This window comes from Bacillus sp. X1(2014) (assembly GCF_007678255.1).
This window is the reverse complement of record NZ_VEED01000005.1, coordinates 190,446-212,684: the sequence shown is the minus strand read 5'-3', so window position 1 is coordinate 212,684 and position 22,239 is coordinate 190,446. Positions and strand designations below refer to the sequence as shown.

The following is a 22,239-nucleotide window of genomic DNA, read 5'->3' as shown; positions in this document are numbered from 1 at the left end:
AACAAATATCTACAAAATTTTTAAGCAGCCATTTATTTTTTCCCACCATGTCCTTTTAACCTACTTTTTTCTATATAGAAGGTGAAAGGAGGTGAGGAACGATGGCACAATCACTTTTAGAAGGGACGAAGCTTCGCTTAGTGTTTGAAGGAGGCATGGACGAGGATGGCGAACCAATCCTGCGCGCCAAAACGTTTAGCAATGTCAAAAAAGATGCGACAACAGATCAGATATTTCAAGCAGCATTAGCCATTTCCGTTTTGTGTAATGACATGCTAAACAAAGTAGAGCGAAATGACAGTTCTGAGATCATCGCTTAGTAGGATAGGAATTTTAGGTGAGAACGGAGGTGAACGAATATGGCAAAAACATTAGAATTACAATTTGCTACGGAGCTTGGAAAGACGGCACGTGTGACGATTGAAAATCCCAAAGAACCAATTGATGAAGAAGTCGTAAAGCTATCGATGGGACAGATCATTGCCTCTGAAGTTTTCACTACAAGCAGTGGCAAATTTGTCTCTTCCAAAGGTGCGAGAGTTGTCGACCGCAGCGTGACTGATTATGAACTAGTTTAAGTGGCGGAAAAGTCCCTTTAGAGGAAACGAAATTTTTATCAAAACATACAAATGCGGTTCATCTCGGATGAACCGCATTTTTTCTTTAAAATAGACAATAAACAACAAGGAACAGCATGGCTGCAATGACGCCGCCAATGATCATCTTGTTGCCTCTTCTATGCTTGCTCTTTTCCGCTTTTCTACGTTCACGTTCAGCAGCTTCTGCTTTTTGAGTTATGCTTTTTCTTTCAAAAAAGGCCGCCAGTTTATTATCCTCACTTATGCCTGCTTTTCTTTCCGCCCGAAATAGAATTTGTTCTAACTCCTCAGCCGTCATCGGTTCTTCAAGGTTCAGTTGTTCCAATACTGGCCCGCTTAATGTTGAAAAACACCGGATAACCGCAATCAATTGTCGTACATCAGAAACAGCTCCTAAGCGGGGCTTCCCTTCTAGAACCTTTGCCTCTCCAGCCCCATATAAAATAACTCTTCCTTGAGTGGTGATCCAGATGTTTTCAGGTGAAATCGACCCATGAATCATCTGATGATCGTGAAGATGACGGAGGGCAGCAATGAGCTGTTGAATTTGATTAGGCCCGAGTGGCCCTTTTTCACTTAAGGTCCCCCTTTTTCCCCGTCAAAAAGAGAATATAAGTGGTCTTCATCAACCTTAGCTGCCTGTTCGATACACGGTAAATGGCTATAATCGGAGATCACCGACCGGTAATCATTTTGCAATTGGTTCCATTGTGCCTTCTTAAAATCCGTTGATTTGTTCGAAAAATCAACCAACCTTAGGATAAACGTCCGGCCCGTTTTGATTTCTACGACCTCAAAAACACTAAGACCAAAATCATTGGAAAATAACTTCCTCTTTATATCAAAACCACCAATATCCACTGTTTACACCAGGCTTTCTTCTTATGTTAAGTGCGCTCACTTCTAATTGTAGAAAGAAACGGATCGAGCGGCCCTTGATTTAATCGTTGAGTCACCTATTTTTTACTCTCTTTCTATTATAGTCACGAAAAAATTGGCAATGATAGTAGAGGAGGTGAAGAAATAATGACAAAAGATCCGAATCTTCGTGGAGATATGCTGGCAGATGAATGGAATAGCGAAGAAGTTCAAAATGAAATGATGTTCACCGGCATAACTCACGATGAGTGGCTAGTCAACCGACTAAATGATGATGATGACTTTCAAGAAGAAGAACATGATGATTACGCATGGTAGTCCAGACAGGAAAAAGCCACGGCAGGCTCCGTGGCTTTTCGGATAAGATGTACTTAATTGGTAGATGGGGCCATTTACTGGCGGATGGACATCACTTACTGGCGAATAACCGTCACTTACTGGCGGATAGCCGTCATTTACTAGCGAATAACCACCACTTACTGGTGTTATAAGTCCCTTACTAACACTTATCATAAAAAAGAGGCCGGAAACCCGGCCCTGCTAGTTAACGATTATCCACTTTCTCCGGATAGATGTCATGGTTCATTAAACGGAAATGGGCCATCTCTTCATACTTGGTCCCTGGCTTTCCATAATTGCACCATGGATCAATGGAAATTCCGCCGCGTGGAGTGAACTTACCCCAAACCTCAATATACCTTGGGTCAAGCAGCTTAATTAAATCATTCATGATGATATTGACACAATCCTCATGGAAATCCCCATGATTCCTGAAACTAAACAAATACAGCTTCAACGATTTGCTCTCTACAATCTTTTTATCCGGAACATACGAAATATACATCGTTGCAAAATCCGGCTGGCGCGTCAACGGACATAAACTAGTAAACTCCGGGCAATTAAATTTTACAAAATAATCACGATCCGGGTGAAGATTATCGACTGCCTCCAATACCTCAGGCGCATACTCAAATGAATAGGTAGTCCCTTGATTACCTAATAATGTTAAATCCTTTAAACCTTCCTCATGGCTTCTGCCAGACATAAAAAAACCTCCTTGCAATGTGTCCCACACTTTTTCCAAGAAAGAGTTTCTGCAACAGCTCTACTCTTCAACTAACAGACCCAACAAAAAAGCCACGTCCGATATGGACATGGCTAATAGTCATGTATCCATAGTTTTTTATAGAGGGTATCAGCTATGAACCTCTCCCGCAAGTACGGGTATTCTCTTCTTCATATCATATAGAACAGCACACCATTCGTCAATGGTAGATGAAGGCAAAATCCAACAAACCATTTATAATGAAAAATTTTACTGCGTTGGTGCCTGACACCATGTGATATAATAAACAATATTTGCTCAACTTTCGGATGGCGAAAGAATTCTTATTATTGAAATAGACCTGTCAAAAGGCAGAGGGGGATATGATGAAACAACAAGAAGTAGGTTCAAGGGGTATCGGGCTGCCGCTTACCATTTCCATCATTGCCATTTCATTTTCGGCGATATTTGTCAAATGGTCAGACGCACCAGCCTCGATTTTGAGTATGTACCGGATGTGGTTGGCCAGTCTTTTAATGGTTCCGATCGTCTGGAATAAACGAAATGAATTTAAAAACATTGTGAAAAAAGATTGGTTGTTTTTATTTTTTTCAGGCGTCTTTTTAGCTCTGCATTTTGTCCTTTGGTTCGGGTCATTGAAATTAACGACAGTCGCAAGTTCGACCATCATACTGGCCTTGCAGCCAATCGTTTCCTTACTCGGCGGCTTTCTTCTATTTAAAGAACGAACCACTATGTCTGCATTGATGACAATGGGGATTGCCATTATCGGAGCGATGATGATAGGTTGGGGAGATTTTGGATTAAGCAAGAACGCAATGATGGGCGATTTGCTTTCATTTTTTAGTGTCATTTCCGTTGTTGGATACCTATTAATTGGTCAATCCATTGTGAAAAAAGTATCGCATTGGCTTTATAGCTTTTGTGTATTTTTCTCTGCTGCGATTGTTCTTACCATTTATAACGTATCGACAGGCGTTTCCTTAACGGGCTATCCTGCCAAGGAATGGGGCATCTTCCTTTTACTCGCCACCGTTCCAACAGTCAGTCATGTGATTAATAACTGGCTCCTAAACTACGTCAATGCGACTACAATTTCAATGAGTATTTTAGGTGAACCTGTCGGCTCTACCATTCTAGCGGTTATTTTATTAAATGAGCATCTCGTCACCTGGCAAATTGCTGGCGGCCTGCTCGTCCTGCTTGGTGTGTTCTTCTTTTTAAGCCAGAAGCAAAAACTAATCCCACAAACGGTGGTAAAAGAAGGTACGTATAATTAACCATATCGACAGAAAAAAGGGGCTAAACTTTAGCCCCTTTTACCTTTAAAGCTCACTTCTTGGTACCGAAAAGCGCTCCCACATATCAACAACTTCTCAGATACCTACTGCATCAACCAAACTGTCTTACCCGCCAATTTCCCACAGTACCAGTTTGTGCTTCCTACCTGTGCGGTGAGCTCAGCTGTGAATTTCTTGTTTTTGTAGGGGGAAAGTTTCTTATAAACGACGTCTTTCTTTCCGCCCCAGGCTGTGCTATAGGCGCTGCCTGCTCCTTTAAGAGTCATGGTTTGGGCTTTTTGACTTACCACTGCATAACTAATATCAGAAATATCGGAGGATTTTACCCAGCCGATGGTGTTTGCACCGGTTGAACTTTTACTAATTAAATAATAGGTTTGACCGTTTAGGTTACCTTTTCTTTTAATATAGTAAACCTTATTGGTATAGACAGAACCCGCCTTAAAGTACGAACTCGAACCTAAATTTCTATAAATCTTGACGCTGGTTTTTTTGATATTGCCTAAACGGCTTGCCGCACTTTCCAGCGTTTTATTCAGGTAGGCGCTATGAATCCATACCGTTTTACCGGCAAAACTTCCGCGGTACCAAGTGTTATTGCCAACTTTTTCTGTTAAATTGATCTTAAATTCTTGGTTCTTATTTTTCGAAAGATCTTTAAAAACAATATCCTTCGTATTGCCCCATGGCTTGCTATAAACGCTGCCTTTCCCCGTTAAATACATCGTTTTTGCATTTTTGTCATAAGTAGTATGAGAATAATTAGTCAAATCGGAGGATTTTACCCAGCCGATTACACCGGATACACTACTAGGCTGTGTACTAATTAAATAATAGGTTTGATCGTTGATGGCTGCTTGTTTCTTAATGTAATAGACGGTTCCAGTGTAAGTGGATCCGGCTGGAAACGCTCCGGTTTCGGTGCCGACCGTTTTATAAATTTTGACAGCACTATTTTTAATCTGCCCTAACCTGCTTGTCGCCCCCTCCACTTTTGGTGCCACTCTGCTCGAATAGAGCCAGACAGTTTTTCCGTCCAAATTCCCAAGGTACCAAACCATATTTCCAACGGTTTCAGTTGCATTCACCTTAAATTCTTGATCTTTATATATAGATAGAGAAGAATAGACGACATCTTTCTTCATACCCCAGGCTTTGCTATAAGCGGCACCTTTACCAGTAAAATACAACGTTTTTGACGTTGACTTTAGACTTGATTCTGGATAGGTAAGTAAATCAGAAGCTTTAGCCCAGCCGATTACTCCGTTTACACTACTAGCCTGCTCACTTAGCAGATAATATGTTTGACCGCTTACAAAGGCTAATTTTTTAATATAATACGTTTGATTTGTATACGTTTCTCCTGCTGGAGAAGCGGATGCTGTATTTTTATAATCTTTATAAATCAATACCTTGCTGCTTGGGATTTGCGCTAAACGATTCGTATTCTCCGTTTTATCAGGGAGAGCTTTATATTTCATCGTCACTAACTGAACAAATTGATCCCAGCTGTAGCCCCACTTTTTAAAATAAGCATGTGGGTCGCCGTGAGTTGTGGCGCCAAGATACTTAGTGACCGCAGCATGCGACCAGAGGGTGCCTTCCCCAGTTTTTTCGGCACTTTTTAAAGGTAAATTATAATCATAGAGTACAGATGCAATGTAATTCCCATAGTTATTGATCGAACGTGCAAATTTGTCAAAGGACTTCTCTCTGACCAATTCAATATGTACAAATCGTTGGTTTGCATAATATCCTGCACCCCAGGCCCCATAATTCGGGTTATGGATTTCAATGACACGCGAACCATCCGCGAACGCATGAACAAAGGCATTTCGATGGTTTCGGGCCATATAGGCAATTTCACCGGTAATCGTCGAGCTACTGTTGGCTGTTTCATGGGCGACAACGCCCTCAACCTCACCATACCCATTCCGATACGTAAATTTTGTAAAAATGCTTTTGTACTGATCTTCTACTTTCGCGGGGACTAGTTTCTTAGAAATGATATAATCATTTACTTGGGGATAGGTCGTTCCCGCGGCGCTCATAAGCGAGGGGTGAACTAAAACAAAAATAAACAGGGACAAAACAGAGATGACAACTTTCTTCATTTTTCCTCCTAAAATAATAGCTTAAATGTCGAATAGACTCATAAAAACTATTATACTACGACAAACGACCTGATTCTAAGAAAATATTAGTTTTACTAAATAATTTTGGAAAATTCACCAAATGGTGTCAGGCATCAGTGAAAAAATAGAGAGAAGTGCATGAAGCACCTCTCTCCTTTCAATCCTTCCAAGTTGGGAAATCCGCTTCTTTTTGTTTTTCATATGCTTTCATTCTAGAGTAGGAGTTCGCTAGTTTGGAGAGAATGTATCCCTGAGGGCTAGGTGTTTCAACTTGCTTGCTTAGCTCTTGAATTTTTATATTTGTAAACATTTTTGAAACTTGGGCTAAATTTTCAATCGTGTCCATTAATTCAGGGTTGTCGTTGTAATTGCTTTTTGCGATATAGTAAATATAATCAAGTTTGTTCCTTATGTGCTTTAATGTCTCGATATCAAACGGTTCAGTTGACATAACATTCACCCCTTATCCTAAAGCATATGGAACAAAAGGTAATTTTGAACAGAATCTAAAAATAAATTTTAATGTAAAAAAAATAAAGGCAGGCAACCGAAATGGAAAACAATGAAATTGAAATATCAGAAGGCAATCGAAGTGAGCTAAAAGACGTCTATCAACGATTATCGGCCGACTTTCCAGCAAATGAAATAAAAGATTACTCGCATTTTCAATTGCTTTTAGCTAACGAGAAATACAAACTCCTCTGGGCAAAGCAAAAAGAAGAAATCATTGGCTATGCCTTAATTTATGAATTTGAGCACTTACCAGCGATCTGGCTTGATTATATGGCAATCGATCAGCAATTCCGGAATGCTGGTTATGGAAGCCTCTTTTTCCAAAAAATTCTTCAATCAAAGCAAGATGGATTTATCGGGGCGTTTGTAGAAGTGGAAATACCTGAAGAGGATGGAGACACGAAAGAACAACAGTTACGGCGGATAAATTTTTACGAACGATTGGAAGCAAGAAGACTAAATATCCCTTATAAACTCCCCACAAACGATGGCGGGTTTCCCATGTACCTATATTTTAGACCTTCCTCTAATGTACACCGATTACCAAAGGAACAAATAGAGGCAGCTATCGAAGAAGTATTTCAATTTATCCATTCTGATGTAACCGATAGACATGCTATTTTAGACGGTTTTTCCCCGTTCATTGAGGATGATTATTTTAGCTAAAAAGAAAAGCAGAAGTTGAGCCCTCGAGCCGCTTCTGCTTTTCTTAAACTTAAGCTTTTACTTTTTCGTGACCAGTGCCTTTTTTGCTCATTTTAGTAATGAATGGAACCACCCAGCGATCCAAACCGATTCTACCAGCATTGTAACCAGCTGTTAGAATGATGAAGCCAAGGAAAATATCTCTAGGGTTATGAGATACAGTACCTGCTAAGAAGAAGCTGAAGTTCATCACTAGCCCAAAGAACATCGCTGTAGTTGTTAAGCATCCTAAGATCAATCCTAAACCGATTAAAGTTTCGCCCCAAGGAACAATAACATTGAACACATCCACGTTAGGCAGTGCAAAGTGTTTTAAGAAGTCTACATACCAGCCAAATACAACCGCGCCGTCTGGACCTTTTACTGGGTTGGCAATCGCTCCTTTTAAGAATCCAGAAGCATCAAAGCCGCCTCCAGTTAATTTTCCAAAACCTGCTGTGAACCAAGAATAACCAAGGTATAATCGTAAGACAGTTAAGATGGCTGCCGCAATTTTATTTTCTCTTAAAAATTTATTAAACATAAATGATTCCGCCTTTCAAAATTTATTTGTTCTTTATGCTTACACTATATTCCTTTTTTTAAATAAACAACATGGGTATAGTGACAAGTTCACAGGATGTTTGAAATGTTATGGCGAACTGATGAACAGCCTCTATTAGTGGTCGTACGAACAAAGATTAGGATGCTTGCATATAGTAAAATATTAAAATGTAAAGGATGTTCTTTTATGTCAAAGTTTCCAATTCCAGTGAAAATTGATACAGTCAGTGGCGGGATTGTTCAATTTGGCAATTCCTTGTTTATTTCTCCTAAAAGCGCCGTGAAAAGTTCACATGGCTCAGGTTCTTCAAATACAGGGGTTCATATCACAACCTTTAACGGCTCAAGTGCAACAACCTCAGTTAATTCCGATCTATTTGACCAGCCCATTGTTCACGATAATTAACTAATGCCATCCCCCTTAAATTAAATCAAAAGACGATTCGGATTGAAGCCCGAATCGTCTTTTTTTTACAAAATATTTATGCACTTGCCTTTGCTTTTTCATGCCCAGTACCTTTTTTGCTAGTCTTTTTGAAGAATGGAACCACCCAGCGGTCTAAACCGATTCTACCAGCGTTGTAACCAGCTGTTAGAATGATGAAGCCAAGGAAAATGTCTCTTGGGTTGTGAGATACAGTACCTGCTAAGAAGAAGCTGAAGTTCATCACTAGACCAAAGAACATTGCTGTAGTTGTTAAGCAGCCTAAGATCAATCCTAAACCGATTAAAGTTTCGCCCCAAGGAACAATAACATTGAACACATCCACGTTAGGCAGTGCAAAGTGTTTTAAGAAGTCTACATACCAGCCAAATACAACCGCACCATCTGGACCTTTTACTGGGTTGGCAATCGCTCCTTTTAAGAATCCAGAAGCATCAAAGCCGCCTCCAGTTAATTTTCCAAAACCTGCTGTGAACCAAGAATAGCCAAGGTATAATCGTAAGACAGTTAAGATAGCCGCTGCAATTTTATTTTCTCTTAAAAATTTATTAAACATAAATGATTCCGCCTTTCAAAATTTATTTGTTCTTTATGCTTACACTATATTCCTTATTTCGATTAAACAACATGGGTATAGTGACAAGTTCACACTTTGTTTGAAATGTTATGGCGAACTTTTGAACGGCAGTGGTGAGTAGTGCCTGACACCCAAAAAAATCCCAGCTGCCATCAGCTGGGATCATGTATGTTTGAAAAAATTCCGCCAAGATATTCGGCATGTGCAAGATACTGGTTCACAAAGTCGGCCAATGACATCGGAATTTCTGTATCTTCTACCCAATAATCATAACTAGTCGCGATTGTCCTTTTGATTAGGTCGTTATTTAGCCAATATGGGGCAAGGGGATGATCCAAACTGGCAAGGATTGCAGCAATTTCCTCGGTTGTGGTTATCTTAAACACCTTCTTAGAAAAATGTTCTTCTCACCTTTTCTAATCTATGTGATTATCTTCCCCAAAAATACAAAAAAAGCTTGGAGTTTTCCTCCAAGCCTTGTTCTTCAAATCTATATTCTTAATGCAATACTCTTGCTGCAGTTGTAAATCTAGATGGGTTATACGCAGCAATTTTTACAACATCACCTGTTTGTGGTGCGTGGATATATTTGCCGCCTCCGATATAGATGCCAACATGGTGGGCTGGGTTTCCTCTAAAGACCAAATCACCTTTTTGTACATTATACGGTGAAATACTGGTTCCAACATCCTGTTGGTCACGGGAGACCCTTGGAAGGGAAATCCCAATATGACGGAACACGTATTGAGTGAATCCTGAACAGTCAAACCCGTTTGGTGTTGTCCCGCCCCAAACGTATTTAACACCCAAAAATTGTTTAGCATATGCGATTAACTCATCAGCATCTCCTGAATTAGTCACTGTTTCTTTCGGTGTTTCTTTCGGTGTATCATCGGATTTTACTGGTTTTTTGGCCGGAGATTCTTGTTCCGGTTGACTTGGACTTTTTGGAGCTTGTTGCTCTGGACTTTCTTCCGCAGCTTGACGTGCTCTTTCTTGGGCTGCAGCCCTTTCTTGCGATTCTTGTTGTGCTCGTGCTTGTGCTTCTTGACGCGCTTTATCTTGAGCATTTTTTAGTGTTTGTTGACTAGCAAGTTGCGTTTGTTGTTGCTTTAAGGTATTTTTTGACTCTGCTAATACGGTTTTAATTTCTGCCTTATCCGCTTCAATCTGCTTTTGTTTAGAAGCTAAGTCTTCCTGGCTCTTTTTTAATTGGCCTAATTCGTTCTCTAACTTTTGTTCCGCACCTAGTAGTTTTTCTTCTTTTTTAGCTAAAGCCTTCATGATATCTGTATTACTATCAAGAATTTGCATAATAGCAGTTGAGCGAGTTAGTAATTGGGAAAAACTATCTGACGAAAGGATAAACTCTGCGTAGGTAATCATCGACTGCTGGCCTTGCTCTTGCATGGTTTTTAGTCTAGCAGTATAGTATGTTTTATTCGTTTCTAAGTCTTTCTTTGCTTTTTCAATGTCTGCCTTAGTTTTTACGATTTGACCTTGTTGCACTTTAATATCATTGTTTAATTGTTTGCTTTTCTCCATACCCATGACGATTCGGTCGTCTAGTTGTTGAATCTTATTTTCTATGTCTTCAATCTGATTTTGTGTTTCAGTTATTTTGACTTTTGTATTATTGATTTGTTCTTGAGTTACAGTTGGACTTGCAAAAGTCGGGGTTGCTTGAAAGACCGAAGTTAATAGAGCGATCGATACCGAATATATTAAAAGTTTCCGTTTCATTCCATTCTCACCTTTTCTAAAAGAAAATTTTTCCGTTTTAATATATTTATAGTTTAATTTTCTAACAGAATAATAACAATGGAATTGGGGAAAATGTAATGAATTTGTAATGTTATGTAGAAAATTCATGGAAAGGGTCGAAAAAAAACTCGAAGAATACAGGCTTCGTGGTTTTTTATGAATTTTTATTTGTCATCCATACCTTTTTATTTTGATAAACACGGAATCATTATTATCAATGAATTAAATACCTTGTGCCTCCTTGTTGCTATATACTTTTTTCGTCTATTCCAACTTTTTCTATTTTTGTTTATAATATCAAAAGGAAACAAAAAAACGCCCATTTGAGGTTGTAAAAGAAAAGGTGCACCATTTACTGATAAGAGGAAAAAAAGGTCCGTACGGGAAATGAAAGTGTCTTCCATTACCCGATGAGAGGAAAAAATCTTCCGAACGGGAAATGAAAGTGTCTTCCATTACCCGTTGAGAGGAAAAAATCTTCCGAGCGGTAAATGCAAGTGTCTTCCATTTCCTGATAAGTGGAAAAATCAGGCGAACGGGAAATGAAAGTGTCCTCCATTTCCCGATAAGTGCAAAAAATCAGGCGAACGGGAAATGAAAGTGTCCTCCATTTCCCGATAAGTGGAGAAAATCAGGCGAACGGGAAATGATAGTGTCTTCCATTACCCGATGAGAGGAAAAAATCTTCCGAACGGGAAATGAAAGTGTCTTCCATTCCCGATAAGTGGAAAAATCATAATTAGCCAAATATGAGCTGTAAATCATTGCTGATTTTAACCATAGCACTGACCTATTTAAAATTGGCACCTAAAATTATACAGAAAAAAAGGTATAATCCTTCTTTATAATGAGGAATTATACCTTTTTTAAATTTCACCCAAAAATAAGAACCTGTTGAACATAATCTAATTTTAAGAGACTTTTTCTGTGTCTCCTTTTGAACGGTCACATTTTAATATAACTAGACAAAATTCTGTGTCGTATGATTTCGGCTGAACCGATAAATGGCAATCAAGAAAAATGCGGCAGCAAAGGCAAATAGGATGATGAAATTCATATACAAGCCGCTCATCGCATTTCCTTCCTGCAGCTTTGTTAACGTATCCAAAGTCCATCGCTGCGGCAGGAAATCGGCAATTTTTTGTAAGGATTTTGGCATCACTTCCACCGGCCAGAAACAGCCGGAAAGCATTACGGTCGGAGTGATAATTAAATTTTGCAGGGCAGCAGCGGCACTACGGTTGTTGGAAAAAGAAACAATCACCAACGAGATCCCGACTGATATTAATGAAAACAGTAACATCACAAAGGCTGCGGACCAAAACGACATGTTCATGCCAATATGAAAAATCCCTTTCATGATGGTTAACGTAATAAACACCTGGATCGCCATCACAATCATGTTGACCACAATATTTGAGAAGATGTATTTCCGCGCATTAATCGGTGTCGATAATAATCGAAAATAGGTGCGGCTTTCTTTTTCCAACAGAATGATCTCCGCCATATTCCCTGCTGACATTAACATGATCATGATCAAGAAGCCAATTGTTTGGTTGGTCATGTTCTTATTTTTCGAAGCGTCTTCTAGAGAATGAGTCGTGAGCTTATAGTTCGTTTGCTGAAAATCGCTATACATCTGCTCAAACGTTTGTTGATTCCCGCCCGCAACATAACTAATTGTCGCAATATTATCGATATACTGATGTAAATAAGATTTTACGTATGCGGTAATGGCCGCCCCCTTGATGGAGGTCAGTTCGATATGATCAGGCTTCCCCTCTAAGACGCTGTCTGCATACCCTTTTTCAAAGGTAATCACACTATCTAATTTCCCAGAAGAGATTTTATCCTGGACCTGCCCTGTCGAAATTGTCGAAATTTCCACATTCTCTAAACCCTTTAAAAAGTCGATGGTGTCGGAAGTAATCTCACTTTGATCCTCATTAACAATCCCGACATGCAGGATCGTCTTTTGATCACCGCCATAGACGAGCAGGGCAATGAAGATCCCAATTAACGGCATACACAGGTACATTATAATGTTTTTCTTTTTCCGAAACGTTACACGGAGTGTGTTCTGAATTAACCAAAGGATATCCTTCATTATAATCCCTCCCGTCGTTGCAATGAGACGATCGCTACGAGCAAGAATAGCAGCGCCCCGGTTAGATTGATGGTGAGTGCCGGAATGGCCGCCTCAAAATCATTCGTATAAATAATCTTTGTCAACGCTGTATTCATCCAAGTCAGCGGTGAGAGATCGGTAATTATTTTAAAAATACCCTCGGGATTCTCAATTTTAAAATAGGCTCCGCCAAAAAAGGACGCTAATTGAGCAAATAACATGATAATCACTTTTGGACCCGCACTCGTTTTTGCCAAGAAACTGACGCCAATTCCCATGCTGACTGCAAACACCACTTCTGTCAGGAGCACCAGGAAGACCAAGCCTAAATGATCGCCCCAATTGGCTTTGAAAAAGAGTTTGCTAAAAAGGATGACCAAAACGATACAAATGCTGTTACTGACAAGACTCCCGAGCACTTTTCCTATGAAAATTTCACTCTTTAGAACCGGTGAAGCGATTAGCCGGTCACCCGTCTTTCGTACACGTTCGCTCACAATTAACGAGCTGGCCGACATCGCCCCGTACAGAATAATCATTGTTGTGATCACAATCGCATAATAATCCATCGAACCGGGCTGTTGATCGGGAAGCAGGGAGTTCTCCTTGATATAATCAGCCGGCTTCTCACGTGTAAAAGCACTCTCCAGCTTTTCCGGTGCCACTTTAATAATTTCGGATGCGATATTGTATTGATCGACAAACGAAGCAAGCATGCCTTGAAGGATATTCCCTTCGATACTGGTCCCATTATTGACATAGAGCTGAATTCCTTGATCGGTTACTTCCACGTAGCCAGCATAGGTACCTTGCTTTACTTCGTTTTCGCCATCAGTTGTGCCGGTTGCTTTTTTAAAATGAAGACCCGATTTTTCGACCTCGTTAATAAAATGAGGAAAAAACTCACCCTTCGTTGTATCTTTATATAAAATATCGATATCATCGACAGGGAGACTGGTCGTAAATGTGTTCGACAAAGCTGTTCCGAGGACGAGCATTAATACAATCGGAAAAGCTAACATGAAAAACAACGTTCGGGTGTCCCTGAAATCTGTTTTAATTCCCTTCCATGCGATGTTGAGTATATTCAAAGTAACCCCCCCTTATTGGTCACGCAAATTTCTGCCTGTTAATGTTAAAAATACCGTCTCCAGGTTAGGAGCCTTTTCTAGTAAGGAGCGGATTTCAATCTGGCTGCTCATAAAGTGTTCAATGATTTTGTTTAAGTTATTGACCCCGGTATCGGAGTTGATTTTAATCATGTTTTCATCGACGGAAACAGCTTCAACGCCATGAATGCTTTTAATCGCCGCTAGGTTCACTTTTTCAGATGATTTGACCTCAATCCAAACATCCTTCGTATTGGTAATAATCGACTTCAACTGCTCCTTCGTACCTTCGGCAATGATTTTCCCATGATCAATGATGGCGATACGTGAACAGATTTCCTCGACTTCCTCCATATAGTGGCTCGTGTAAATGATCGTACAGCCCATTTCATTTAACTTGCGAACCGAGGTTAGAATATAGTTCCTGGATTGAGGGTCAATCCCGACCGTTGGTTCATCCATAATAATCAACTTCGGGCGGTGGGCAATCGCACATGCGATATTTAGTCGCCGTTTCATCCCGCCTGAGAAACTTTTTGGATAGCTTTTATGTTTATCCTGGAGGCCGACGAATTCAAGGGCCTCCTCGACTCTCCCATTTAGTTCGGTACCGCGCAGGCCGTAAAGTCCAGCAAAAAATTTCACGTTTTCATAAGCGGTCATGTCCTCATAGATCGCCAAATCCTGCGGGACCATGCCAATATTCATTTTGGCAAAGCGGCTGTATTTAGCACTATTTTTACCAAGAATATTTATCGTTCCGTCATTGCAGCGGAGCAGGCCCGCAATCATATTTATCGTCGTACTTTTCCCAGCCCCATTGGCACCAAGAAACCCAAAGATCTCACCTTCAGCCACAGTTAAACTCATATTATCAACCGCAATAAAGTCGGCGAATTTTTTCGTTAAGTTCTTAATTTCTAAAACGTTCATCCTCTCACCCCTAATTCGTTTATCTGCTTCCAGTATATAGAAAAAGAATGAACGCGCATAAGTGCAATCGTTCATTCCTTTCATATGAGAATATTCATATTGTTAACGTGAGATGTTCATAAGGTGAAACTTCAATCAGTGGGGAGTTTTCCCATCCCCACTGATTGTTAGCTGAACCAATCGGGCTTTTACGGGCAGTTAGGGGACCTTACTGCCCGTTAATGCGGGATGGACCCAAAGGCAGAAGCGTGGTGACGGAGAATCCATGGGTGCTGTCAACAATGATCTTTCCATTGACAGCGGCCGTCCGCTCTTCCATCCCAATAATGCCTAGACCTTTTTTGATGATCTCCGTTCCCGTCCCATTATCCTTTACTTCAACTCGAATCATCTTATTTAGGACCTTTAGATCGACTGACACTTGTGTGGCATGAGAATATTTCATGGCGTTCGTCAATGCCTCCGTGGCATTTTCATGGAGGATTTTCCATTGAATCGGTGTAATAATATCTAGATTGCCTTCATGGGTAAGGACGGTTTTGATTGGCTGTTTGGCGTTAAAATCATCAATCAACAGCTTCAGGCGGTGAATTCCCACTTGTTCTGTCGGAGGTTTCATATTTTTTAAGGTCAGGCGGATGTTTTCAATCCCATCTTTGGAAATATTGATGGCATTTTGGAGGAGCTCGATTGCTTTATGTTGATCTGTCTTTACCAGCCGTTTTGCCGCTTCCATTTGAAAAAGAGCACCCGTCATCGAGTGGCCAATTTTATCATGGATTTCTTGTGAAATGCGATTGCGCTCCTCTAATTTAACAGTGTATTCTGTTTGCCTTATGTATTCGCTATTTTCATGAATATGTTTGGTTAGTTTCTGGAGCTGTTTTCTCATCGAATCGATTTGAACTTCATTTTTCATCAATTTCTCTCCATAAATGGATGTGATTGAAAAAATCATAAAAGAAACACCAGCCGCTAAGCCGTATATCGGCTGCAGCGATGCCTTTATATATAGGATTGGAAGCAAGGATAGCAACAAAAAGGTAAGTTTCTTGTCTGTAAAACTGGCCGCCAGCTCGACAATCGTAAGTGGCAGCAGCAAGCTAAACAAAGGATTTACACATAGATAGGCAACAGTCAAAATACCAATGGACAGGACAAACAGGCCCCTTTGCATCGTGGCATTTTTTAAAATATAAATGGTAATATTGGCGCAAAAATAAACCAAAAACGCAAGGACCACCCAGGAGATATGGCTGACATTTGCTTGTGCACATTGAATCGCGATATACACAAGCAAGATCGTCTTCGTTAAAATAATCCAAATCTCCATCTTAATCGACTTTCCCGGTGAGGTAGTAAATCGCGATTTGGGTTCGGTGCTCTAGACCTGTCTTTCCTAAAATAGATGTAATGTAATTCGCGACTGTCCCTTCTGAGATAAATAATTCTTTGGAGATGGCTTTATTGGAATATCCCTTCGCAATCAATGACAGGATATCACGTTCTCGTTCGGTAAACTGTGTGAGGTCGATTTTTGTTTCAGCAGCATTATTAGCGGGCGACAAATTGGCCTTTATTTTTTCAAAAATGACATCCTGAAGAATGCTGTTTCCGTGGAATATACTCTTCATCGCTTCCCGGATTTGTTCAGGGTCATTATTTTTTAACAAATAGCCTTTGGCCCCATTTTTGATGGCCTCAAGAATAAACTCATCATCATCAAAGGTCGTTAAAATAATCGGCTTGGTGCTTGTTTGCTCAGCTATCAGCTTCGTTGCTTCCACGCCGTTCATATTGGGCATGCGTACATCGAGCAAGGCAAGATCGACTTCATGGGCTAGACAGTAATCGACTGCCTTCTTCCCATCACTCACGGTGTCGAGCACGGCAAATTCCTCGTAAGTAGATAAAATAATTTTCAGACCCTCTCGAATAAATGAGTTATCATCCGCAATGATGACCTTTATTTTCATACACTAAAACCCCTCCCTCATTCACATTATTTACCTATTAGTATAGCAAGAAATAGGATAGTGATTGAATCTTAACAGACATGAAATTCATGCAGCGCCCATTCATTAGACGAATATCATGCATACAGTACTACTGGTAATCATTCTAAATTCCAAGGTTACCCTCAACAATCATATGTTAATAACTAAAAAGGAGATGTATGTATTATGATGGGAGGATTTCACGACGGCGGCCATCATGGCGGACATGGTGGTCACGGTGGAATGGGCGGACATGGTGGACATGGTGGAATGGATGGACATCACGAAGGGCACCACGGTGGACATCCTGATGTCTACCACGGTGGACACCATGGCGGGTTTCATGGAGGTTTTCACGGTGGCTATGGCTCACCATTCGTCGGCGGATTGATCGGAGGTCTAACTGCCGGTGCCTTGTCTGGAGGGGCTTACCCATATCCCTATCCAGTATCATACCCAACACCTTATCCAGCCCCATATCCATATCCAACACCTGTAACCTATCCAACTGCCTATCCATATGGAGGCTACCCGTATTAGCAGCTTTCAGCTTTCAGTAAAAAAAGCGTATAAGACCTCTACAGAGGACTTGTACGCTTTTTTTACGCGATGATAATAGTGGCATCCTATTTTATCGGCTAAATCCATTATGCATTCAAGCAGAAATCTTTGTAAATAACCCCATTTGTAAGTTAATTAACTTATCAAGTCTTTCGCTTAGTTTTACAGTTTCCACTGAATTTAAACCTTTCGATAGCCCCACTCTTATCATATTATTTCTCAAATTTTCGATTTGTACAAAAAGATCGTCGTTAGTCATCATCACTGAACTCCTTAATATTTGAACTATGTACTTAAAAGTTTATCAATTGAAAGCGCCTACAAGTAACTAGTTTTCGCCATCAAATATCGACACTTTATACCATCTTCATGATGCTTATGACAATTAATCCTAAAGCGTTTTTCGGAATATGCCGAAAACTGGATTACTTTGTGCTAAAAAATTCACTTTCTTGACAAATGATCAAGAAAAGGAAAAAAATTTGTGCCTTTGCACCTTAACTTTTGCTAAGCGTAGGGCTGATCCCATTATTTATTCTGGTTATACCCAAAGCAGTATTTTCCCATAAAATCTTTTCAATCGTTTCCCATTGATGTTCTTCACAGCGAATCATTAAAACAATTTCCGCTGTGATGCTCTTCGCCCCTCGCTGCTTATTTTTGACAAGGAGCATTTTGATTAAAAACCCTAAAAGTAACCCGCTGACCGCACCAATAATTCCCCAGATAATCGGGCCCCATTTAAGGACATACCCGTAAATGGCACCGAGCAGCATGAAACAAGTCCCCAGCATTGCAGCACCGTCAAATAGGCTTAAACCATCCGCTCGATGAAGCGTATCAAACAACTGCCTGGGCTCCGAACGTTTATCGAGCGGGGCAGCTAGAATCTTTTCTTTAGGTATCCCCTTTTGTTCCATCTCAGAGATAGCTAACTCAATAAATAAGGAATTCTCGAAAGTGGCAATGACATACACTTGATTAACACTCACTTTCTATAGAGGAAAAATAAAGTCTTTACTTTGATATCTTTGCCGCAGATATTTTGACATTTCTTTTTCACACAATTTGTTATGTTCTACGGTAGAAGCATAAGAATCATAAATAATGAAAAAGTAGATCGAAGGAAAATACAAAGCCCATTGCATATCTATTATTTCTTTGGCATGAGCAAAATTACCAGTCATCGAGGCATGGATGGCATGTGGAATATGCCCCAAATACGTGATCGCCACGGCATAAACAAAAATAAAGAACCCCGTAATGACATGATGGAGATAGAGATGACCAAGACCAGGAAATAAAGCGGACCAGATCAACGCATTGGCAGGTTTTCGTTTATCTAAAAAGTTCGTATCCCATGTTCCCATTTTTATGTTTAAGATAGGCGCATCTTCGCGGTCGGCCAAGACATATTGCTTATTGAGATCAACGGCTGTCCGATAGCTATCCCAAATACCAAACATGTACATTGCCAGATAGAGAATTAACCACCGATTATCCAGAACATCCTTAGCCTTTTCAAAATCGCCAATTAAGGTATATAAAATTCCAAGGTTTACTTTCGCTTTTTCATTAATAAAGGTCTCCCAAAGAATAAGAATATAGCCAACCATGTAGCGATGCAGCATGATATGTCCAAATCCCGGATAGGAGAACGAAAAAAAAGCGGCAATCCATGGATTCTTTAAATGCAATTGTCCTGTTGTAAATTGGGAAAGATAGGATCTTTGCCTTCGAAACGGAGGTATTCGATTCACCTGTTGTACGTTCCCCCCTTAAAAAACATATGTCTCTACTAGCGTTTACAAATAATGGGATAATTATCCGCACGGGCTAGAATTAGCCAATTAGAAAAAAGAGTGTACAATAGGTTTATGTCAATGAAAGGTTGGGATGAAGGAAGATGGTTTGGAAGATTAGTAGTTCGAGGAAAGAACAAGTGGACCGTTTTGGGGTAGTGATTGAAAAGGTCATTGTCCCAAACGGGGAGGAAAGGAACTTTTCCTATTTAGATTTTGCAAAGGGCGTCTGTATCCTTCCTATCACGGCGGATAAGGAAATCATTTGCCTAAAACAATATCGCCATGCGCTTAAAAGCTGGGAATGGGAACTGCCCGCTGGAATGATTGACAACGAAAGCGACGCTCCCATCGAGACGGCGAAAAAAGAATTGGAAGAAGAGACCGGTAATACAGCTGACTATTGGCTCGAGTTAGGCAGTTTTTATCCGTCACCTGGCTCTACAAGCGAGGAAATTTATTTATTTGCAGCTACTGGCCTTAACGCTACGGAGCAACGGCTGGAAACCAGTGAACAAATTGAATTACATAAATTGACGATGCAAGAAGTAAAGACCTTAATTGAAAAAGGAGAATTCAAGCATGGCGCAGGGCTTGCTGCGGTATTGCGGTATATGTTGATTACGGATAATCGGTAATTAATTATCATAAATAAGAAGTAACAACCAAGTAACTGTTACTTCTTATTTTATGTTATATCGCCTTTTCCCCTTTAACCCCATTAATCGAATAGCTTACGGTGATTTCTGCATTCAAGGAATGAGAGACGGAACAGTATTTGTCTTTCGACATTTGTATCGCTCGGACCACCTTATCTTCAGGCAGCTCTCCGTCTAACGCATAATGAATATTAATGGTCGTAAAGCGCTTCGGATGCTCCTCGGCCCGTTCTCCTTTGACATCCATTTGAAATGCGGAAGGCTCAAGGCGCATTTTGTGCAGGATCGAAATAATATCAATCCCCGTGCAGCCAGCAACAGCCTCTAGCAGCAGTTCCGTCGGCCTTGGACCAGAATTCTCCCCGCCAACTTCTGGTGCTGCATCCATAATAAATTCATGCCCGGTTGGGGTGACCCCCGAAAAAGCCATTTTCCCTTTCCAGTTAATTGATAACTCCATACACATCCCCCTTTCATTAATTTATTTTTACCCATGAATCACTTCCTTATTTTACATTTTTTTAAGGTGAACGATTAGCTGTTTTGATATTTATTTTGCAAATACATTCGAGTCAAATCCATTAATAGGGATATTGATCTATCCTATCGAAAAAACTTAGTACTTTTAACTTGTTGACTAAGACATTCGTTTAAACGATAATGATAATCGTTATCAATGATAATCGTTATCAATTATTTAGAGGAGGTTATTATGTTTATTCGATTTTTAAAGGAAAACCGTTACGCATCACCGCTGCTTACAATTCTTCGTCTCTATCTTGGTTGGCAGTGGTTAAATGCTGGTTGGGGAAAAATCTCTAGTGGAAAATTTGATGCCAGCGGCTTTATGTTTGGAGCAATAAAAAATATGTCTGGTGAACACCCTGCTGTTCAACCTTGGTGGGGAAGTTTTTTAAAAGAGGTAGCATTACCATATGTCGATCTTTTTAATATATTAGTGCCTTGGGGGGAATTTTTAGTAGGTCTCGGATTAATCTTGGGTATTTTCACGTCATTTTCCATACTTATGGGTCTTACTATGAACTTTGCTTATATGTTCTCTGGAACAACCAGTACAAATCCTCAAATGGTTTTACTAGGAATGTTTATTTTGATCGCTGGAATAAATGCTGGAAGAATTGGTTTAGATCGCTGGTCCATACCTTTGTTAAGAAGAATATTATTTAAAAAAACAGACAAAGAACAATTTCCCCAAAGTGCTTAATGTTTTGTGAAAATAACCTGCTTAAGGTAGTTTATGAAGAAAAACGATCTCCTTATAGAATAACAGAGGTAGTCAGCTCTTAACTAACTACCTCTATTGGGCTTAAGATGGAGCCAGCTTTTTCTGTTTCATTACTCCAGCTAAAATGGTGGCAGCTATAATAATGGAAAAGAGCGAAATAAGACTACTCGCGAAATAAACAAGATTAGGGGCAAGTTGATCCAAGAGCATCCCTCCAGCGAGGCTTCCAATGATCCCTCCGATTCCTCCAAAAACAGCAGCGAAAGTAGTTTGCGAAGTAGCTTTTACTTCATCTGAAACAATTAAGCCGATATACTCCATCGATGCCACAAAAAAGAGAGCAAACGTGACACCTTGGGTTAGTTGTAAAATACTAATAATCGTTGGATCTTTAAAATAGCCATAAGCAACCCAGCGCAGGGTATACAATACTGAGGCAATCGTAATCAGAAACATTGGATGATATTTTCTAAATAAGAAGACCGAAATCGCAAAAATAGGTACCTCACTCAACGAAGCAAACATCCAAGCGCTTCCAATTTGTCCCTTGGTTGCACCGAGGTCATTCAAATAGAGTCCTAAGATACTATCATTGAGCCTATGTGGGATTCCTGCCAACGCGGCCACCGCCAAAAAAATAACAAACTCTTTGTTTTTGAATAATTTTTTAAGCGAACTTTTATTCAACGGTACTGAGTTCAGCTTGGTATCCTGAACAAATAATAAGGCGATGATGGCAAGGATGATTAAAGTATAATAAGATAGGTCTAAATAAATAAGCCCAACCTTTTCCAACAACAACCCGATTCCGATGGATGAAACCGCAAATCCTGCCGATGACCATAACCGGATGGAACCATATGATCTTCCTCTTTGCTTAGCAAATGAGAACGTCATACTATCTGTTACCGGGCCAACAGGAGACAGAAAAAACATGAACCCCGTCATTAACGCAATATTCATGACGAAACTACCAGACATAAATAATCCCCAACTTAATAACAAGGAAACAATGAGCAGAATAAGCAGCACTGATTTAGCGCTTTTTCTTTTATCACAGATAAACCCCCAGATTGGCTGAGCAATTAGGGAAATAAAGGGACCCGTCGAGAAAATAATCCCCACCTCTGTGTTGGTAAACCCTTTACCAATTAAAAAGAGCGGCAAAAATCCAACGATGATGGCGACGGAGCATCCAAATACAAAATTGAAACTTGATAATGGAAACACTTCATCTCCCCCTTTCTGCCGAAAGAAAAGGAACTAAAAAGTTAGTT

The 22,239-nt window shown here is 40.1% G+C and carries 29 protein-coding genes and 1 riboswitch; of the genes, 10 read left to right on the top strand and 19 right to left on the bottom strand.

Translation table 11 applies throughout. From position 1 onward, the window contains the following. The first annotated feature begins 101 nt into the window (after positions 1 to 101). Complete coding sequence (locus FS608_RS12590) at positions 102 to 320, top strand: DUF1659 domain-containing protein (RefSeq protein WP_144550460.1); 219 nt, start codon at positions 102 to 104, stop codon at positions 318 to 320. Between the two features lie 39 nt (positions 321 to 359). Next, positions 360 to 578 carry a DUF2922 domain-containing protein gene (locus FS608_RS12585; RefSeq protein ID WP_144550458.1) on the top strand — a complete coding sequence of 73 codons (219 nt, stop codon included), beginning with the start codon at positions 360 to 362 and terminating at the stop codon, positions 576 to 578. An 85-nt stretch (positions 579 to 663) separates the two neighbouring features. On the opposite strand, the gene FS608_RS12580 is transcribed toward FS608_RS12585, so the two are convergent. Both FS608_RS12580 and FS608_RS12575 read right to left on the bottom strand, forming a co-directional pair. Further along, on the bottom strand, positions 664 to 1,101 hold the full coding sequence (locus tag FS608_RS12580; protein WP_144550456.1) for a hypothetical protein: 438 nt from the start codon (positions 1,099 to 1,101) through the stop codon (positions 664 to 666). Between the two features lie 74 nt (positions 1,102 to 1,175). Next, a complete protein-coding gene (locus FS608_RS12575) occupies positions 1,176 to 1,460 on the bottom strand; it encodes a hypothetical protein (RefSeq protein ID WP_144550454.1) in 285 nt (94 codons plus the stop codon). Between the two features lie 165 nt (positions 1,461 to 1,625). Between FS608_RS12575 and FS608_RS30210 the strand changes: the two genes are divergently transcribed. Continuing rightward, positions 1,626 to 1,796: a hypothetical protein gene (locus tag FS608_RS30210; RefSeq protein WP_180230161.1), complete on the top strand. Its 171-nt coding sequence runs from the start codon at positions 1,626 to 1,628 to the stop codon at positions 1,794 to 1,796. Then, positions 1,790 to 1,969 (top strand): hypothetical protein, encoded by a 180-nt coding sequence (locus FS608_RS12570; RefSeq protein WP_144550452.1) that lies wholly within the window; start codon positions 1,790 to 1,792, stop codon positions 1,967 to 1,969. The genes FS608_RS30210 and FS608_RS12570 overlap by 7 nt, the downstream gene beginning before the upstream one ends. 53 nt (positions 1,970 to 2,022) lie before the next feature. Here FS608_RS12570 and queF read toward each other — a convergent pair whose 3' ends face one another. Next, complete coding sequence (gene queF, locus FS608_RS12565; RefSeq protein ID WP_026564093.1) at positions 2,023 to 2,523, bottom strand: preQ(1) synthase; 501 nt, start codon at positions 2,521 to 2,523, stop codon at positions 2,023 to 2,025. 124 nt (positions 2,524 to 2,647) lie between these two features. Beyond that, a riboswitch (PreQ1 riboswitch) is annotated at positions 2,648 to 2,694 on the bottom strand. A gap of 215 nt (positions 2,695 to 2,909) precedes the next feature. Here queF and FS608_RS12560 point away from each other — a divergent pair. After that, the gene (locus FS608_RS12560; protein WP_144550449.1) at positions 2,910 to 3,824 is read left to right on the top strand and encodes a DMT family transporter; all 915 of its coding nucleotides are present in this window, start codon (positions 2,910 to 2,912) and stop codon (positions 3,822 to 3,824) included. Positions 3,825 to 3,928: 104 nt separating this feature from the next. Here FS608_RS12560 and FS608_RS12555 read toward each other — a convergent pair whose 3' ends face one another. Together FS608_RS12555 and FS608_RS12550 are read right to left on the bottom strand one after the other, a co-directional pair. Continuing rightward, a complete protein-coding gene (locus FS608_RS12555; protein WP_144550447.1) occupies positions 3,929 to 5,959 on the bottom strand; it encodes a peptidoglycan recognition protein family protein in 2,031 nt (676 codons plus the stop codon). A gap of 178 nt (positions 5,960 to 6,137) precedes the next feature. Beyond that, a complete protein-coding gene (locus tag FS608_RS12550) occupies positions 6,138 to 6,431 on the bottom strand; it encodes a hypothetical protein (protein WP_144550445.1) in 294 nt (97 codons plus the stop codon). Between the two features lie 101 nt (positions 6,432 to 6,532). Here FS608_RS12550 and FS608_RS12545 point away from each other — a divergent pair, with 101 nt between their 5' ends. After that, on the top strand, positions 6,533 to 7,159 hold the full coding sequence (locus tag FS608_RS12545) for a GNAT family N-acetyltransferase (RefSeq protein ID WP_144550443.1): 627 nt from the start codon (positions 6,533 to 6,535) through the stop codon (positions 7,157 to 7,159). A gap of 49 nt (positions 7,160 to 7,208) precedes the next feature. On the opposite strand, the gene FS608_RS12540 is transcribed toward FS608_RS12545, so the two are convergent. Then, positions 7,209 to 7,721: a DoxX family membrane protein gene (locus FS608_RS12540; protein ID WP_144550441.1), complete on the bottom strand. Its 513-nt coding sequence runs from the start codon at positions 7,719 to 7,721 to the stop codon at positions 7,209 to 7,211. 207 nt (positions 7,722 to 7,928) lie between these two features. Between FS608_RS12540 and FS608_RS12535 the strand changes: the two genes are divergently transcribed. Beyond that, a complete protein-coding gene (locus FS608_RS12535) occupies positions 7,929 to 8,147 on the top strand; it encodes a spore germination protein (protein WP_144550439.1) in 219 nt (72 codons plus the stop codon). A gap of 76 nt (positions 8,148 to 8,223) precedes the next feature. Here FS608_RS12535 and FS608_RS12530 read toward each other — a convergent pair whose 3' ends face one another. The 8 genes from FS608_RS12530 to FS608_RS12495 all read right to left on the bottom strand — a co-directional run bounded on the left by FS608_RS12530 (position 8,224) and on the right by FS608_RS12495 (position 16,673). Further along, positions 8,224 to 8,742 carry a DoxX family membrane protein gene (locus FS608_RS12530; RefSeq protein WP_144550437.1) on the bottom strand — a complete coding sequence of 173 codons (519 nt, stop codon included), beginning with the start codon at positions 8,740 to 8,742 and terminating at the stop codon, positions 8,224 to 8,226. Positions 8,743 to 8,915: 173 nt separating this feature from the next. Then, the gene (locus tag FS608_RS12525) at positions 8,916 to 9,149 is read right to left on the bottom strand and encodes a hypothetical protein (RefSeq protein WP_144550435.1); all 234 of its coding nucleotides are present in this window, start codon (positions 9,147 to 9,149) and stop codon (positions 8,916 to 8,918) included. 112 nt (positions 9,150 to 9,261) lie between these two features. Then, positions 9,262 to 10,506 (bottom strand): C40 family peptidase, encoded by a 1,245-nt coding sequence (locus FS608_RS12520; RefSeq protein ID WP_222127340.1) that lies wholly within the window; start codon positions 10,504 to 10,506, stop codon positions 9,262 to 9,264. 982 nt (positions 10,507 to 11,488) lie between these two features. Next, positions 11,489 to 12,634 (bottom strand): ABC transporter permease, encoded by a 1,146-nt coding sequence (locus FS608_RS12515; RefSeq protein ID WP_144550433.1) that lies wholly within the window; start codon positions 12,632 to 12,634, stop codon positions 11,489 to 11,491. Continuing rightward, positions 12,634 to 13,746, bottom strand: coding sequence for an ABC transporter permease (locus FS608_RS12510; RefSeq protein ID WP_144550431.1), 1,113 nt, complete (start codon positions 13,744 to 13,746; stop codon positions 12,634 to 12,636). Before FS608_RS12510 ends, FS608_RS12515 begins: the two co-directional genes overlap by 1 nt. A 12-nt stretch (positions 13,747 to 13,758) precedes the next feature. Next, a complete protein-coding gene (locus FS608_RS12505; RefSeq protein WP_144550429.1) occupies positions 13,759 to 14,697 on the bottom strand; it encodes an ABC transporter ATP-binding protein in 939 nt (312 codons plus the stop codon). A gap of 208 nt (positions 14,698 to 14,905) precedes the next feature. Continuing rightward, complete coding sequence (locus FS608_RS12500) at positions 14,906 to 16,030, bottom strand: sensor histidine kinase (protein WP_144550426.1); 1,125 nt, start codon at positions 16,028 to 16,030, stop codon at positions 14,906 to 14,908. 1 nt (position 16,031) lies between these two features. Then, complete coding sequence (locus tag FS608_RS12495) at positions 16,032 to 16,673, bottom strand: response regulator (protein ID WP_144550424.1); 642 nt, start codon at positions 16,671 to 16,673, stop codon at positions 16,032 to 16,034. Between the two features lie 207 nt (positions 16,674 to 16,880). Between FS608_RS12495 and FS608_RS12490 the strand changes: the two genes are divergently transcribed. Beyond that, entirely contained in the window at positions 16,881 to 17,234 is a 354-nt protein-coding gene (locus tag FS608_RS12490) for a cobalt transporter (RefSeq protein WP_144550422.1), read from the top strand. Between the two features lie 115 nt (positions 17,235 to 17,349). On the opposite strand, the gene FS608_RS12485 is transcribed toward FS608_RS12490, so the two are convergent. From FS608_RS12485 to FS608_RS12475, 3 genes are all read right to left on the bottom strand, one after another. Beyond that, the gene (locus FS608_RS12485; RefSeq protein ID WP_260871661.1) at positions 17,350 to 17,514 is read right to left on the bottom strand and encodes an aspartyl-phosphate phosphatase Spo0E family protein; all 165 of its coding nucleotides are present in this window, start codon (positions 17,512 to 17,514) and stop codon (positions 17,350 to 17,352) included. 238 nt (positions 17,515 to 17,752) lie between these two features. Next, complete coding sequence (locus tag FS608_RS12480; protein ID WP_260871660.1) at positions 17,753 to 18,247, bottom strand: SoxR reducing system RseC family protein; 495 nt, start codon at positions 18,245 to 18,247, stop codon at positions 17,753 to 17,755. Positions 18,248 to 18,250: 3 nt separating this feature from the next. Then, complete coding sequence (locus tag FS608_RS12475; RefSeq protein WP_144550418.1) at positions 18,251 to 19,015, bottom strand: hypothetical protein; 765 nt, start codon at positions 19,013 to 19,015, stop codon at positions 18,251 to 18,253. A 146-nt stretch (positions 19,016 to 19,161) separates the two neighbouring features. Between FS608_RS12475 and FS608_RS12470 the strand changes: the two genes are divergently transcribed. Then, entirely contained in the window at positions 19,162 to 19,695 is a 534-nt protein-coding gene (locus FS608_RS12470) for an NUDIX hydrolase (protein ID WP_144550416.1), read from the top strand. A 55-nt stretch (positions 19,696 to 19,750) separates the two neighbouring features. On the opposite strand, the gene FS608_RS12465 is transcribed toward FS608_RS12470, so the two are convergent. Next, a complete protein-coding gene (locus FS608_RS12465) occupies positions 19,751 to 20,176 on the bottom strand; it encodes an OsmC family protein (RefSeq protein ID WP_144550414.1) in 426 nt (141 codons plus the stop codon). Between the two features lie 252 nt (positions 20,177 to 20,428). On the opposite strand from FS608_RS12465, the gene FS608_RS12460 reads away from it, so the two are divergent. After that, complete coding sequence (locus FS608_RS12460; RefSeq protein ID WP_144550412.1) at positions 20,429 to 20,941, top strand: DoxX family protein; 513 nt, start codon at positions 20,429 to 20,431, stop codon at positions 20,939 to 20,941. 102 nt (positions 20,942 to 21,043) lie between these two features. Here FS608_RS12460 and FS608_RS12455 read toward each other — a convergent pair whose 3' ends face one another. After that, positions 21,044 to 22,192 carry an MFS transporter gene (locus FS608_RS12455; protein ID WP_144550410.1) on the bottom strand — a complete coding sequence of 383 codons (1,149 nt, stop codon included), beginning with the start codon at positions 22,190 to 22,192 and terminating at the stop codon, positions 21,044 to 21,046. Positions 22,193 to 22,239 lie beyond the last annotated feature (47 nt).